Origin of the sequence: Rheinheimera sp. (assembly GCF_030690345.1) — a bacterium.
Classification (GTDB): domain Bacteria; phylum Pseudomonadota; class Gammaproteobacteria; order Enterobacterales; family Alteromonadaceae; genus Alishewanella.
In genome coordinates this window covers 226,030-239,176 of the sequence record NZ_JAUYGV010000009.1, presented here as the reverse complement: position 1 = coordinate 239,176, position 13,147 = coordinate 226,030, and the positions used below count along the sequence as shown (strand labels likewise).

The following is a 13,147-nucleotide window of genomic DNA, read 5'->3' as shown; positions in this document are numbered from 1 at the left end:
TACCCAAGATGAAAAAGCTGTTATCTGTATGTGTATTTGCGTTGTTGCTGCCGCTGGCGGCGTCTGCCAACAGTAAGTTTCAACAGGGCAAACATTATGATGTTATTGCCGAGCAAGCTACGCCTAAAGCTGAAGTAAAAGAGTATTTTTCGTTTTACTGCGGCGGCTGTAATGCGTTTGAGCCGATAGCCCAAAGCCTGGCAAAAAAACTGCCGGCCGATGCTGAGTTTAAGAAAGTCCATGTCGACTTTATCCGTGCGGCATCGCCTGAGCTGCAAAACGTGCTGGCCCGTGCTTACCTGGTAGCAAAAAGCCAGGGCAAAGGCGATCAGGTCGCCAGTGCTATTTTTAATCAGATCCACCGTAACCGCGCGCCTTTTGCCAATGAAAACGATATCCGTAATCTGGTACTGATTCACGATATTGATGGCGATACCTATGACAAGGCAATGAAGAGCTTTTCTGTGCGTGGGGCGGCTAATCAGATGAAGAAAGAGCAGGATGAGTTATCTGAAAAACGCATTTTAACCGGCGTGCCTATGCTGGTAGTAAACGGTAAGTATAAAATTAACAATGCGGCGCTGGATAAGAGAAATATGGAAGCCGAATTGCAGGAGCTGGTTAACTACCTGCTGCAAAAAGACGCTTAAACCGGTTTATGTATACCAGGGCAGCTATAAGCTGCCTTTTGTTTATGCAGAACTCAGCGCGGTACCTCAATGCGTTGTTTTACGTATTTCAGCTGTGCCACTATGGTAAAGGTCATAATCACCAGCAGCGACCATGAACTCCACTTACCCAAGTGCACCACAGACCAGGCACCGAGCTGGTTCGGATAACTCCATAGCCCCATAAAAGTGCTGATATTTTCTGCCAGCCAGATAAAAAAGCCCACCAGCACAAAGCCCAGCAACAGCGGCATGCTGCGTTCGCGATCCAGCGGCGTAAAGTACACCACAGTGCGGGCATATAGCCCCAGGGTGGCGGCCGCAATGTACCAGCGGTAATCCCCGATATAGTGATGGCTGAAAAAATTAGCGTAAATTAACAGCGCCACCAGCACCGCCATCCAATACGGCGGATGATGCACCACCCGCTGCTGCATTAAGCGCCAGCTCTGAATAATATAACTGCCCACCGCGGCATACATAAAACCGGCAAACAGTGGTACGCCAAACACCTTACTGTAAGCAAAGTCGGGGTAACTCCAGGACTGAATGACCCCCGAGGTTTTAAACACCTCCAGCGCGAAACCCACCAGATGAAACAAGCAGATGGCTTTTAGCTCATCGACGGTTTCCAGCTTGCTCCACACCATCCAGTACTGAATTAGCAGCGCCAATATCAGCAGTACATCATAACGCGGTATCGCCAGAATACCGCTGCGCGGCACCAGCAGCACACAAGCAAAAAATAACGCGACAAACAAACAGGCCCGCGCCTGCTTTAAGCCAAAAAACCAAAATTCCCAGCAAAAGCGGCGAAAGCCGCGCGTATCAGCCGGTGGAGTAACCTGCATTAACCAGTTATCCACACGGTTGAAGGCAGCAACAGAAAAAGATGACATAAGCAGTCCATGGCAAAGTGATAACTAAAATTAACCTGCCGTAACGCCGCAGGCAAGCGCTTATATTAAAGCTTATGTTAGAGTAGTCAGCTGAATTACCGCTGAGCAACACTATGAAAACCCTACCGATATCAGCTTCAGGCTTTGGTGATGTCGCTGCTTGCATTCGCGTATATATCGCTAACCGGCCACCCATGGCGGAGTATGCCGGCTTAAAGGCAGTGCAAGCACTGTGCAGTGGCGAGATAGAGCTTATAAACCGGGCTTGTGGTAACGGCTGGCGAAAGGTATTTAATGTGTATGCCAAACTACTGTTTGTGCTGGATGCTAAGCAATTTGCTTTTTCGCAACAGGCGGTAAGCTGGCAGCAATATCGTGAGCAATGTTTATTGCAGGCCGGTAGCAATACGGCGTTAATGTTTAGTGCGCCTGATCTTAAGTCAAAAACGAAAACCGTGCATGTTATTGCCGGCCGTACTCATGCCAAAGCATTGCTGGAGGCCGGTTTACCGGCACAGCTTAGCTGGCTGAATAATGAATTTGCCGCGGATAAACACAACAGGCTGTTAGTCTGTCCTTACTTTGACTATCGTCAGCTGAATAACGAAAAGTTGGCTTTTTTGGCACAGATGATTAAGGCATTAGATGAATAACAACCCTTTAACGGTACAACTACAGCAACTGTGTACTATGCTGCAACCCTTGCAGTTTGGCATCGGCGGCAGTTGCCTGTTGTGGCAGCTTGGTTTGGAAAATACACCAAATGATATTGATATTGTTTGCATAGAGCAGGATTTTGCCCGGATATGCCAGCTGTTGCAGCCGCAGTTTTCGTTGCAGGTAGCCACTGCACATGCGGAATATGTTTCTGCGCACTTTGCCCGCTTCAGCCGTGAGGGCTGGCCCGATATTGAACTAATGGCCGGTATCGCCGTAAAGCAAAACAATGCTGTGGTTAGCTGGGCATTTAAGCCGCAGCATTGCCATTGGCAAGACGGCATCTGCTGGATGCCGCCGGCAGATTGGCTGCAACTGTATCAGCTGTTTAACCGGCCGCAGCGGGTAGCGCAGCTAAGGCGTTATCTGCTGCAGTTGACTTTGCAAAGCTTGGACAAAGGCTAAGGCTATCAGGCTGCGTTAGTACAGATGCTGTTGTCCTGCCGCCGGGCTCTGCGCTTGGTGGCGCGCGCCAGTAACCAGAATAACCATGCCAGCAATAGGGCGGTTCCTTCAACAGCCGGGCGCAATATAGTGCCTTGCAACAAGGCTGTCAGAAAAGAAGCACCACTGCTATACCAGGCTGCAAATGGGATCAGTAGCGTCAGTAACGCACAGGCATACAACAATTCAACACCGGCCTTAGCCGGCCGACGAATAACAGCCCACAGCAGCGCAGCAAAAAACACACTGACATACACCTTACTGTGCCAGGCTTCTGCCAGCACTGAGCCGGCAATAAACAGCGCAGAAATCCCGGCTACAGCCCCCAGGCAGACGCCAAGGGTAAGGGAGGCCATAACCCGAACTTTAGCCGGTTGTGCCCCGCTGTTGCGCCGGCGTACCTCCAGCCAGAGTAAATTACCGCTGTAAAATAATAAAGCGCCGGCCAGCCCCAACACAAAGTACAGCCATTTTGACGCATAACCGGCAAAATCACCGTAGTGCAGGTTTTGTAAACCGCGTAGGAAAGTGGTGCCCGGCCTGAATTGCTCCGGGCTTAGCGTGCCGGCAAGCTCACCTGTTGCGGCATTTAATACCACTGCCGCATTCTGCGTTAAGGTAGCCGATGGCAAGTGGCCATAAATTGTCACAGTGCCTTGAGTATCACCTGCATCGTGGTAGTACAGCATTTCTGCCTGCATTGCCGGTTGATGTTCCGCCGCGATTGTCAGCAGTTGCGCCGGCGGCAATATGTCAGCCGGTACGCCGGACGGCTCGACGTGGGCGACGACCTCAAAATCAGGCTCCAGAATCTCCAGCAGTTCGCCGTCAAATACCAGAAACTGAAATGGCGCCAGCATTAAAAAGCCAATGGTGAGTACGGCACCACTCCAGGCAAAAATGACATGGAACGGTAACGACAGCACGCCGATAACATTGTGCAGATCCAGCCACTGTCGTTTGGCCCCCTGGCCTATGCGTAAGGCAAATAAGTCTTTAACAAACACCGGCGCATAAATGACGATACCGCTGAGCAGCGCCAGGCCATATAAAATGCAGGCGATGCCAAACAAATACAGCCCGGTTTGCCGTGGCAGACCGGCTGTAAAATGCAGATCATAAATCAGGCTGATAAAATCCTGCCGTGCCACCTGCTGCAGGGGGGGGCTGATATCTTCAGCGACGAACTTATACTGCGTGCCGCTGGCGTTGTCGTACCACATTAAGGTCAGGTTGGGGCCATGTGCCCCGGGCAACACCAGATTAAAGCCGTGAGCTGCCTGCGGATGCAGCTCTAATACATGATCAATCAATGGCTGGGCTTGTGCAAGCGAAACGGGCGCACTGCGCTGTTGCACGACACCATGCCATTGCTGCAGCTCATGTACAAATACCGAAATAGCGCCGGCGTAGAAGGCAATAAACAGTAACAGGCCGGTGAGCAGGCCGGTCCAGGTGTGCAGGTTGCGAAAACTTTTCTGGGTACTGACTTTCATTTATGCCGCCACTATTGAGGTTTTTATCAGCCATAACAGGCCATAGCTGAGCGCTGTCAGCACGGCCAGTATCAGCCATAGCCGCTTATTGCTGCGGCTTAGGTACATCAACGCCATCTGCACTACCCAAACCGGAAAAGTAAACAGCAACCAGGGCAGTACAGCTTGCTGCTCATTGCCCGGAAACAGCAGCGCCAGTATGCCAATCAAAGCTATAGTCAGCGGCAGACCAAATAGCAGTGCAGCCCAGTGTTTAGACGCCATCAGTGGCTCCTTTACGCCGGATCAGCAATGGTAGCGTGACCCAGTACAGCATCAGCAGTGTTAGCGCCAGATAAAAACCCGGCCAAAAACCATAGCCCGACGCCAGTAACCGCAGCGCCAGCGACGCAGTAAACACTGCTATCAAAAGCAGCCATAGGGCGGGCAGCTTTTTCTGTAGCAGCTGCTGCTGTGGTGCTAGCAAATATACCGCTAGCGCACAGATAGCCAAACTTAGCACGGCCAGAATAAGCATCATAAAACCGTTACCACTGCCACTGTAAACCGGCGCCAACTACCCGCGGCGCACCGAAAATAGCAACAGGTTCACCGGCCCAGCGATACTGCGTATAACCTTTGTCAAACAGGTTGTTGACGAAAAGGTAGGCCGACCAGTTGGTGCTGTCGTAGCTTAGCCGGGTATTAAACAATGCTCTGGACGATAACCATAAAGTGCTGTCGCGCGGTCCGGTACTGACTTTACTGCGAAAGTTACCATTAACGTTCAGCGCCCAGTTATCAGCCAGATACCAGTTTGCCCCCAACGCTGCGGTATGGCGCGGTGCGTAAGCAAATGGCTGACCGGAGAAATTGCTGATCATGGCACCGGCAATAGCATCAAATTCGTCATACTGGGTTTTCGAATACGCATAAGAACCGTACCAGTCCAGCTGATTATTCAGGCGTTGGCGCAGTTCAAATTCAGCACCATACAAATGCGATTTACCCGCGTTGACGGTGTGCGAGTCAAAGCTGTTAATACCAAAATTGGCGATAACCTGTTTATCGGTCCAGTCGATGTAATACACATTGCTGTTGATGGTCAGATTTTGCGTCGGCCAGTCGCTGCGCCAGGCCAGTTCGTAATTAGTGGTAAACTCCGGCTCGTAGGCAAACACTTCACCGCGGGCAACGTTGTATGAGCTGCCGCCGGAGCGGTAGCCGCGCTGCACAGTAAAAGCCAGCGATTGTTCCGCACTGTACTGCCAGCGAGCACCTAATTTAGGTAAAAAAGCGTTAAAATTACGGCTGTTCGCCGGTACGTTGCTGGCCGCATCATTAACCATCGCCAGTACGGCGTTATTTATACCGGTAAAGGCTGCGTATAGTGGCGAGTCCGGAGCGCCAAAATTAGCCGGGTCTGGCAAGGTGCCGGCGAACACTGCAGTGGTATCCGACTGGTAGTCATATTGCTCGGTATCAAAGCGGGCGCCGGCAAGTAACGTCCACTGTGGTGACAGTTGATATTCCAGATCGAAAAACGCCGCCAGGTTTTCTGACGTGGTTGGTGTCAGGCTGTTATAATCAACCGGGATTATCGGCAGCACACTGCCGTACAATGCGGCCAGCTGCTGTGCTGTTGCAGCATCCAGACCACTGCCCTGTAATACAGCAGCGATAGTTTCAATTGGTGTGACCACATTGGTTAGGGTCGTTGTTAGGCTATCCATCTCGCGTCTGGACCAGTAAATACCGGCCAGTGCACGCCACGTTTCACCACTGTAGTGCAGGCGCAGTTCTTGCGATAAAGTGTCAAAGACACCATCAGTCAGGCCATAGGCTAAATTCTGCTCTGTCTGGTCATTATCATAACTGCGAAAAGCATCAGAGCGGGTTTTGGCAGTTATGGCGGAGGCCGCCCAATGTTCATTCAACTGGTAGTTCAGCTCCAGTGTCGTTACATCGGTAGTAATATCGGTTTTACTTTCGGCATCTGAGCGGTTAATACGGTTGTTGTAATAATCGTCCTGATCAATGGCACTGTACACATACATGTAAGGCCCTTCAGAATCATCACGCAGATGGGTCAGTCTGGCACTGAAACCCGGCAAGGCTTTCGGCGTCCACAGCAGTTTTATCCGCGCCGATAGTGCATCTACCGCGTCTTCCGCTTCATTGCGGGTAATATTGTGTACATAACCATCAAAATCACGTTTTTCCACCGCGACGCGAAATGCCAGCTCTTCTTCAATCAGTGGCCCGCCACCGGCAAAGGCGATACGGCGGTCAGACGGGTCGGAAAACTGCACTCTGGCTTTAGCCGCCCAGTCCATTGTTGGGTCGGCCGAGCGCATAACAATAGCGCCGGCCAGCGCGTTTTCACCCTGAATGGTCGACTGTGGCCCGCGCATCACTTCCACTTGGGCTATGTCCCACAGGTCAGTCGGGCCGGCATCGGCAATCTGGCTTGGCAGCGCGGCACCGTCTAAATAGATGGTGGCCAGCGGGTTGGATGCCCCGGCTTCATCAGCAATGCCGCGAATAGTAAAGCCACGGCTGCCATACATAGCCGACACATTGGCGGTTCGGTTTAAAATATCATCCAGGCTTTGCAGGTTTTCCTGTTCAATTTTAAGTGCTGTAGTAACGGCTACGCTACTAGTGGTGTCTTGTAACGAGCGTGCTGTTTTCTCGCCACGAACAGTTATCTTTTCTATCTGTTGGTCCTGATCGGGCTGCCCTTCGCTCTGGGCTGCCAGCGGCAGACTTAAGCCTAAACTAATAGCCAATATGGATGGTTTAAAGCATTTAATACGCGAGTACATCAGGATCCCTGTCAATTTAATTGGGTACAAATGAATATTAACGCAAATGATAATTGATCTCAATTGTGTTGGTGTGCAAAGCGACAGGATTTTATAAAATCTATTGCGGCGGTGTTTGATTATTGTTTAAAGCAGGGCGCAGTATCGCCCCTGCAATCCGGGGGCAGTTTTAAGCTAATCGGTTATTTCCACTGAGGTAGGCACCAGCTGATACAGCGTTACCGGCTCTGTAACTTTTGTCGGGTCAAATACGCTACCGTTTTTTTCTGCCTGTTCTGCCAGATAATCAATACTGGCCTGCAAGTTCATCGGTAGCGGTTGAATGCGGCCATGTGCATAGGCAGTTTTGCCCATACTGCTTAGCGGAAATACCATATCGCCATCGCGTACTTTGATACGAAAAGCCGGCTCGTCTTCAGCTGCTGCCAGCGTCATCCAGCAGCCTTGTTTTTTACACACTGCCTGAATTTTGCCGCTAACGGTAATCTCCTGCTGCAGATAACCTGCCGGGTTGGCAAGCACATCAGCTACCGTCACCACTTTGGTTTTATCAAATGCCGGACCATAGCTCAGCGGCGCCGCTTGCAGCGTAAATACGGCGCCTGCCAGCAACATAGTAAAAAGGGTTTTACCCATATCATCTCTCCTTGTTGATTAGCACTATTGTCGGCCCGGGAAGGCACAAAGGCAAGTTTGCTTGCATGATCTATATTTATTATAAAATTGTAAACTATTATTTTTAAGTTAGCTTTTTTGCGTTATAACTAAACGAAGCGATACATTCATCCAATGTGGAGGCGTTATGACGACCCTTGATGAAGACGGCATGTTGATTGACGATAAAATCTCATTGAAACGTTATACCAGCATTGAACACGGTAAAGGCTGAAGCAAAAGGAGCAAACTGGTAATGAGGGTGCTTATAGTATGCAGTTTATCGTTGTGGTTACTGGCCTGTGGCAGCCAGCAACAGTCATTTGATTCTAACCAAATCGGTTCGCTGTATATTGCCGACTTTGTTTCAGATGCGCCTGAGCAGTGCGGTCCAACGGATGTTGATCTCAGCAATATAGAGGTAAAGCAGTTTTTTCAGCAGGCACGTGAGGTAGCGCATAAAACACTGCATGATCATTATAACTATGCTCCTTGCGCCATTGAAGGCACGCTAAAGTACGGGCCGCAAAGCTGTAACTGGCAGGTGCGGGCCGGCGCGACCGGGCATATTCAGTGTGGTGAAGAATATCGCTATTTTGCCTGTGACGATTGTGCTGCGCTGTTTAATACAGGTGAAACAACAGAGTAAACCAGAGCAGTGCAATAAGCTCAGAAACAATAAGGGCGCAATCCTGCGGAGTGCGCCCTTTTCACTTTTACCAGCCTGGTAGCCCTTATTGCCAATTCTTTTGCTGAATTTATCGCCAGTTCTTGCTTTAAAAGTAATCAAACGGTGTGTGTTTGTGAATTTTAATTGAACTTTAATTTACATTTAAATTTCCTGCCGCTAGTATGCGCGCCGCAATGACCAAACTTAGGGAAATAAAACAATGACGTTAAAGTATGTATTACCTGTAATCGCACTGACTGCCTCTGCTGCACTGTCTGCGGAAGAATATCAATTATTCACCGGCCTGACTGCAGATCACGTGCGTGTTAGTGGTGATAACGAAACCAACTGGAACCTGGACGGTACTTATTTCTTCGATAAGAAACAAACCTTAGGCCCGTTGGATCAATTTGAATACATCAATAAAGTCAGCAATGTAGATGCTGGCTTTAAGCGCAGCTACGATCGTAACTTCTGGAATGTTGGCGGCGAATACTTTGCTGATAACAAATTAGTGTTTTCTGCAGAACACAGCCGTACCAGCGGCTTTTACAGCAATAAAGTAGGTATTGGTTACCTGATTTCTGACGATATTATTGTACGTGCAGAAGCAACTAAGCCAAAAGATGGCAGCACCTCTTACCTGTTCTCAGGTAGCTACAACCACCAGTTGCAAGGCAACGACTATGTTGGTTTTACTGCCACTGTTGACGACGAGTTTGATTTCTTCACTTTAAGCAGCAAATACTTTGCCGCCTTGGGCGAAGATCGCTATATCGCTGTAGGCGTGTTATTAGCTGACAACGACGGCAGCTCAACCTGGGGCGCAGCAGCTGACTACTACTTCTCTCAAATGACTTCAGTGGGCGTTAGCTACAATAAAGCGGACGACTACAGCCTGAATGCGAAACACTTCTTTAACCGTAACTGGGCATTAGTGGCTGGCTTTGGCAGCAACACTGACAGCTCTGATACTAAAGTTTACAGCTTAGGCGTAAACGGCCAGTTCTAATTTCCTTGGTAGCTACATGAGTGTTTTGGGGCAACAATAGTTGCCCCTTTTTTATGCTTGTTATCCCAACAAAGGCTTTAGGTACTTGCCGGCGGTTTAATCAGCGATTCTGCCGGAATACCCAGACCTTCGTGCAGACGCCAAATCATTTTTAAGGTTAGTGAGCGTTTGTAATTTAAAATCTCATAAACCCGGTTACTTTTGCCGATCATTGGTTCCAGATCTTTTACCGTTAAACCTTTGCGCTCCATTTCAAACTTAATGGCCTCAACAGGGTCTGGAAAGTCCATAGGGAAGTGCTTTGCTTCGTAGGCTTCAATCAGCGTAACCATTACATCCAGCTTCTCGCCTTCTGGCGTATCCGGCTGTGCCAGCATCAGTTGTTCAACTTCCTGCAACGCCGCCCGGTAGTCGGCTTCATTTCTGATAGGTTTAATATCCATCATTGCTGCTCCGGCAGTTATATGGTTTGCACATCAATCTGATCATACTGGCTGTGAGTACCAACAAACCGCACATAAACGACTTTGTAGGCATAGTTAATCCAAACCACCAGCCGGTATTTATTACCGGCTATGTTGAATACCACTCTGCCGTCTTTGAGAATACTGGCATGTCTGAAATCCTGTTTTACATCTACAGGCGAATGCCAGTCTGCTTTTAATACGTGGCGATGCCAGGCAAGAATAGGCTCCTTGGCATCGCTATATTCCGGCTTATCCTGCCAGAACGCTTTTAACGTAGAGAGTGCAATGATTCTCATAGCGCAATCATAGTCCCATTATGGGACTTTTGCAATTGTGTATTTTTTGCCCGCCACTCAGATAGCACCTTAAACCAACAGCGGTTTCAGGTAATGCCCGGTATAGGACTTGTCACAAGCTGCTACCTGCTCCGGTGTGCCGGCGATCAGAATTTCACCACCGCCGCTGCCACCTTCCGGACCGAGGTCGATAATCCAATCGGCGGTTTTGATCACATCCAGGTTATGTTCAATAACGACGATACTGTTACCGTGATCGCGCAGCCGGTGCAGTACGTTCAGCAGTTGCTGAATGTCGTAAAAATGCAGGCCGGTGGTGGGCTCGTCCAGTATGTACAGCGTTTTACCGGTATCGCGTTTGCTCAGCTCACGCGCCAGTTTTACCCTTTGCGCTTCACCGCCGGACAACGTCGTCGCCGACTGGCCCAGTTTTATATACGACAAGCCAACATCCATCAGCGTTTGCAGCTTGCGGTTAATCGCCGGTATGGCTTCAAAGTAAGCCAACGCATCTTCCACTGTCATATCCAGCACTTCATGGATACTTTTGCCTTTGTATTTTATCTCCAGCGTTTCGCGGTTATAGCGTTTGCTTTTACACACATCGCACGGCACGTACACGTCAGGTAAAAAGTGCATTTCTACCTTAATAACGCCATCACCCTGGCAGGCTTCGCAGCGGCCGCCTTTAACGTTAAAGCTAAAACGCCCGACCTGATAACCGCGTGAGCGCGATTCCTGAGTAGCGGCAAACAGCTCGCGCACCGCAGTAAAAATACCTGTGTAGGTAGCGGCATTGGAGCGCGGTGTACGGCCTATCGGACTCTGGTCGATGTCGATCACTTTATCAAAATGATCCAAGCCTTTAATCGCGCGATGCGGCGCCGGATCATTACCCTCGCCTTTATTCAATACGCGGTGCGCCACCCGAAACAGCGTATCGTTGATCAGCGTCGATTTACCCGAGCCGGATACCCCGGTAATACAGGTCATCAGGCCAAATGGAATTGCCGCGTCGACCTCTTTTAAGTTATTGCCGGTAGCGCCTAATACCTCCAGCCATTTTTTGCCCGGTTTGTGGCGCTTTTTCGGCACCTCTATTTTACGCGTACCGGATAAATACTGGCCGGTTAAGGAGTCCGGCGCCGCCATTACCTGTGCCAGGGTGCCTTGAGCCACAATATTACCGCCATGTACACCGGCACCCGGGCCGATATCGATAATATGGTCTGCCATTCGCACTGCGTCTTCATCGTGTTCTACCACGATCACAGTATTACCCAGATCGCGCAGGTGGCGCAGGGTGCCAAGCAGGCGGTCGTTATCGCGCTGGTGTAAACCAATAGAGGGTTCGTCCAGCACATACATTACGCCGACTAAACCGGCACCAATCTGGCTGGCCAGGCGAATACGCTGTGCTTCGCCGCCTGATAAGGTTTCGGCGCTGCGTGACAGGTTAAGATAGTTCAGGCCAACGTTAACCAAAAAGCTCAAGCGGTCCTGAATTTCTTTTAATACTTTTTCGGCAATTTGCGCGCGCTGGCCGGTGAGGGCCAGTTGCTGGAAAAATACCATACAATCGCCAATCGACAGCTCGACAATTTGCGGCAGGTTAGTCTGGCCGATAAACACGTGGCGGGCTTCTTCGCGTAAGCGGGTGCCGTTACACCCCGGGCAGGCCTGATGCGCCAGGTATTTACTCAGCTCTTCGCGCACCGAGTTTGACTCCGTTTCGCGATAGCGCCGTTCCATGTTTGGTAAAATGCCTTCAAACGGGTGGCTACGTTGCACAATGTCGCCGCGATCGTTTAGGTATTTGAAATCAATTACCGTTTTGCCGCTGCCGCGCAAAATAGCGTCCTGCTGCTGTTGGCTCAGGCTGTTAAAGGGTACATCCAGCGCAAAACCGTAGTGATCGGCTAAGGATTTCAGCATCTGGAAGTAATAAAAATTACGCTTATCCCAGCCGCGTATCGCGCCGCCGCTCAGGCTTAATTCGGCGCTGACAATGACTTTATTCGGGTCAAAGTATTGCTTTACGCCCAGGCCGTCGCAGCTGGGGCAGGCACCGGCCGGGTTATTAAACGAAAACAGCCGCGGTTCCAGCTCCACCATCGAATAACCACAGCTGGGGCAGGCAAAGTTGGCCGAAAACACCAACTCGGCAGCATCCGGTTCGTCCATCAGTGCCACTTTGGCCACGCCGCCGGATAACGCCAGCGCGGTTTCAAACGATTCGGCCAAACGCGTTTTTACATCATCGCGTACTTTAATCCGGTCGATCACCACTTCAATGGTGTGCTTTTTGTGTAAGTCGAGCGTTGGTGGGTCGGATAAATCACACACTTCGCCGTCGATCCGCGCGCGGATATAACCTTGGGCGGCTAAGGTTTCCAGCGTTTTTACGTGTTCGCCTTTGCGCTCCTGCACCACCGGCGCCAGCACCATTAATTTGGTGCCTTCGGGGAAGGCGGTAACTTTGTCGACCATTTCACTGATGGTTTGTGCCGCCAGCGGTAAATCATGAGTGGGGCAGCGCGGCTCGCCGACGCGGGCAAACAGCAGGCGCAGGTAATCGTAAATTTCGGTAATGGTGCCGACAGTAGAGCGTGGGTTGTGCGAAGTGGATTTTTGCTCAATCGAAATGGCCGGTGATAAGCCTTCGATATGATCGACATCGGGCTTTTCCATTAAACTTAAAAACTGTCGCGCATAAGCCGATAACGACTCAACATAACGGCGCTGGCCTTCGGCATACAGCGTATCAAACGCCAGCGACGACTTGCCGGAACCGGATAAGCCGGTGATCACAATCAGTTTATCGCGCGGAATGGTCAGCGAGATGTTTTTCAGGTTGTGGGTACGGGCCCCGCGGATATCAATTTTGTCCATTATTACTCCAGCTTAATCGCGCCTGTGCTTACGTGCTGAGCCTGCTTTCAGTTCTTCGGGCGCAGCAGTAACTGCGCAAAACTGTACAAATATACACTATGCAACAACAAGAAAAAACCTGCTGC

The 13,147-nt window shown here is 50.2% G+C and carries 14 protein-coding genes; 5 read left to right on the top strand and 9 right to left on the bottom strand.

All coding sequences use genetic code 11. From position 1 onward, the window contains the following. Positions 1–8 precede the first annotated feature (8 nt). Positions 9–650 (top strand): thiol:disulfide interchange protein DsbA/DsbL, encoded by a 642-nt coding sequence (locus Q8O77_RS19410; protein ID WP_305557199.1) that lies wholly within the window; start codon positions 9–11, stop codon positions 648–650. A 53-nt stretch (positions 651–703) separates the two neighbouring features. Here the strand turns inward: Q8O77_RS19410 and Q8O77_RS19405 are convergent, their stop codons facing one another. Beyond that, entirely contained in the window at positions 704–1,567 is an 864-nt protein-coding gene (locus Q8O77_RS19405; protein ID WP_305557197.1) for a DUF817 domain-containing protein, read from the bottom strand. 113 nt (positions 1,568–1,680) lie between these two features. Between Q8O77_RS19405 and Q8O77_RS19400 the strand changes: the two genes are divergently transcribed. Both Q8O77_RS19400 and Q8O77_RS19395 read left to right on the top strand, forming a co-directional pair. Continuing rightward, positions 1,681–2,220, top strand: coding sequence for a hypothetical protein (locus Q8O77_RS19400; protein WP_305557195.1), 540 nt, complete (start codon positions 1,681–1,683; stop codon positions 2,218–2,220). Next, positions 2,213–2,689 (top strand): hypothetical protein, encoded by a 477-nt coding sequence (locus Q8O77_RS19395; protein WP_305557193.1) that lies wholly within the window; start codon positions 2,213–2,215, stop codon positions 2,687–2,689. The genes Q8O77_RS19400 and Q8O77_RS19395 overlap by 8 nt, the downstream gene beginning before the upstream one ends. Before the next feature lie 5 nt (positions 2,690–2,694). Here the strand turns inward: Q8O77_RS19395 and Q8O77_RS19390 are convergent, their stop codons facing one another. The 5 genes from Q8O77_RS19390 to Q8O77_RS19370 all read right to left on the bottom strand — a co-directional run bounded on the left by Q8O77_RS19390 (position 2,695) and on the right by Q8O77_RS19370 (position 7,667). Further along, the gene (locus Q8O77_RS19390) at positions 2,695–4,224 is read right to left on the bottom strand and encodes a PepSY domain-containing protein (protein WP_305557191.1); all 1,530 of its coding nucleotides are present in this window, start codon (positions 4,222–4,224) and stop codon (positions 2,695–2,697) included. Beyond that, a complete protein-coding gene (locus Q8O77_RS19385; RefSeq protein WP_305557188.1) occupies positions 4,225–4,488 on the bottom strand; it encodes a hypothetical protein in 264 nt (87 codons plus the stop codon). Continuing rightward, positions 4,478–4,744 carry a hypothetical protein gene (locus tag Q8O77_RS19380; RefSeq protein ID WP_305557185.1) on the bottom strand — a complete coding sequence of 89 codons (267 nt, stop codon included), beginning with the start codon at positions 4,742–4,744 and terminating at the stop codon, positions 4,478–4,480. The genes Q8O77_RS19385 and Q8O77_RS19380 overlap by 11 nt, the downstream gene beginning before the upstream one ends. Positions 4,745–4,751: 7 nt before the next feature. After that, positions 4,752–7,031, bottom strand: coding sequence for a TonB-dependent receptor (locus tag Q8O77_RS19375; RefSeq protein ID WP_305557182.1), 2,280 nt, complete (start codon positions 7,029–7,031; stop codon positions 4,752–4,754). Positions 7,032–7,205: 174 nt separating this feature from the next. Beyond that, entirely contained in the window at positions 7,206–7,667 is a 462-nt protein-coding gene (locus Q8O77_RS19370; protein ID WP_305557179.1) for a DUF4920 domain-containing protein, read from the bottom strand. Between the two features lie 274 nt (positions 7,668–7,941). On the opposite strand from Q8O77_RS19370, the gene Q8O77_RS19365 reads away from it, so the two are divergent. Both Q8O77_RS19365 and Q8O77_RS19360 read left to right on the top strand, forming a co-directional pair. Next, positions 7,942–8,334 (top strand): hypothetical protein, encoded by a 393-nt coding sequence (locus tag Q8O77_RS19365; protein ID WP_305557176.1) that lies wholly within the window; start codon positions 7,942–7,944, stop codon positions 8,332–8,334. A gap of 241 nt (positions 8,335–8,575) precedes the next feature. Then, positions 8,576–9,367, top strand: a complete 792-nt coding sequence (locus tag Q8O77_RS19360) for a putative porin (RefSeq protein WP_305557173.1) — start codon at positions 8,576–8,578, stop codon at positions 9,365–9,367. 77 nt (positions 9,368–9,444) lie between these two features. Here the strand turns inward: Q8O77_RS19360 and Q8O77_RS19355 are convergent, their stop codons facing one another. The 3 genes from Q8O77_RS19355 to uvrA form a co-directional block, all read right to left on the bottom strand. Beyond that, on the bottom strand, positions 9,445–9,810 hold the full coding sequence (locus tag Q8O77_RS19355) for a type II toxin-antitoxin system HigA family antitoxin (protein ID WP_305557550.1): 366 nt from the start codon (positions 9,808–9,810) through the stop codon (positions 9,445–9,447). A 17-nt stretch (positions 9,811–9,827) separates the two neighbouring features. Beyond that, entirely contained in the window at positions 9,828–10,130 is a 303-nt protein-coding gene (locus Q8O77_RS19350; RefSeq protein ID WP_305557170.1) for a type II toxin-antitoxin system HigB family toxin, read from the bottom strand. 69 nt (positions 10,131–10,199) lie between these two features. Continuing rightward, positions 10,200–13,022, bottom strand: a complete 2,823-nt coding sequence (gene uvrA, locus Q8O77_RS19345; protein WP_305557167.1) for an excinuclease ABC subunit UvrA — start codon at positions 13,020–13,022, stop codon at positions 10,200–10,202. Positions 13,023–13,147 lie beyond the last annotated feature (125 nt).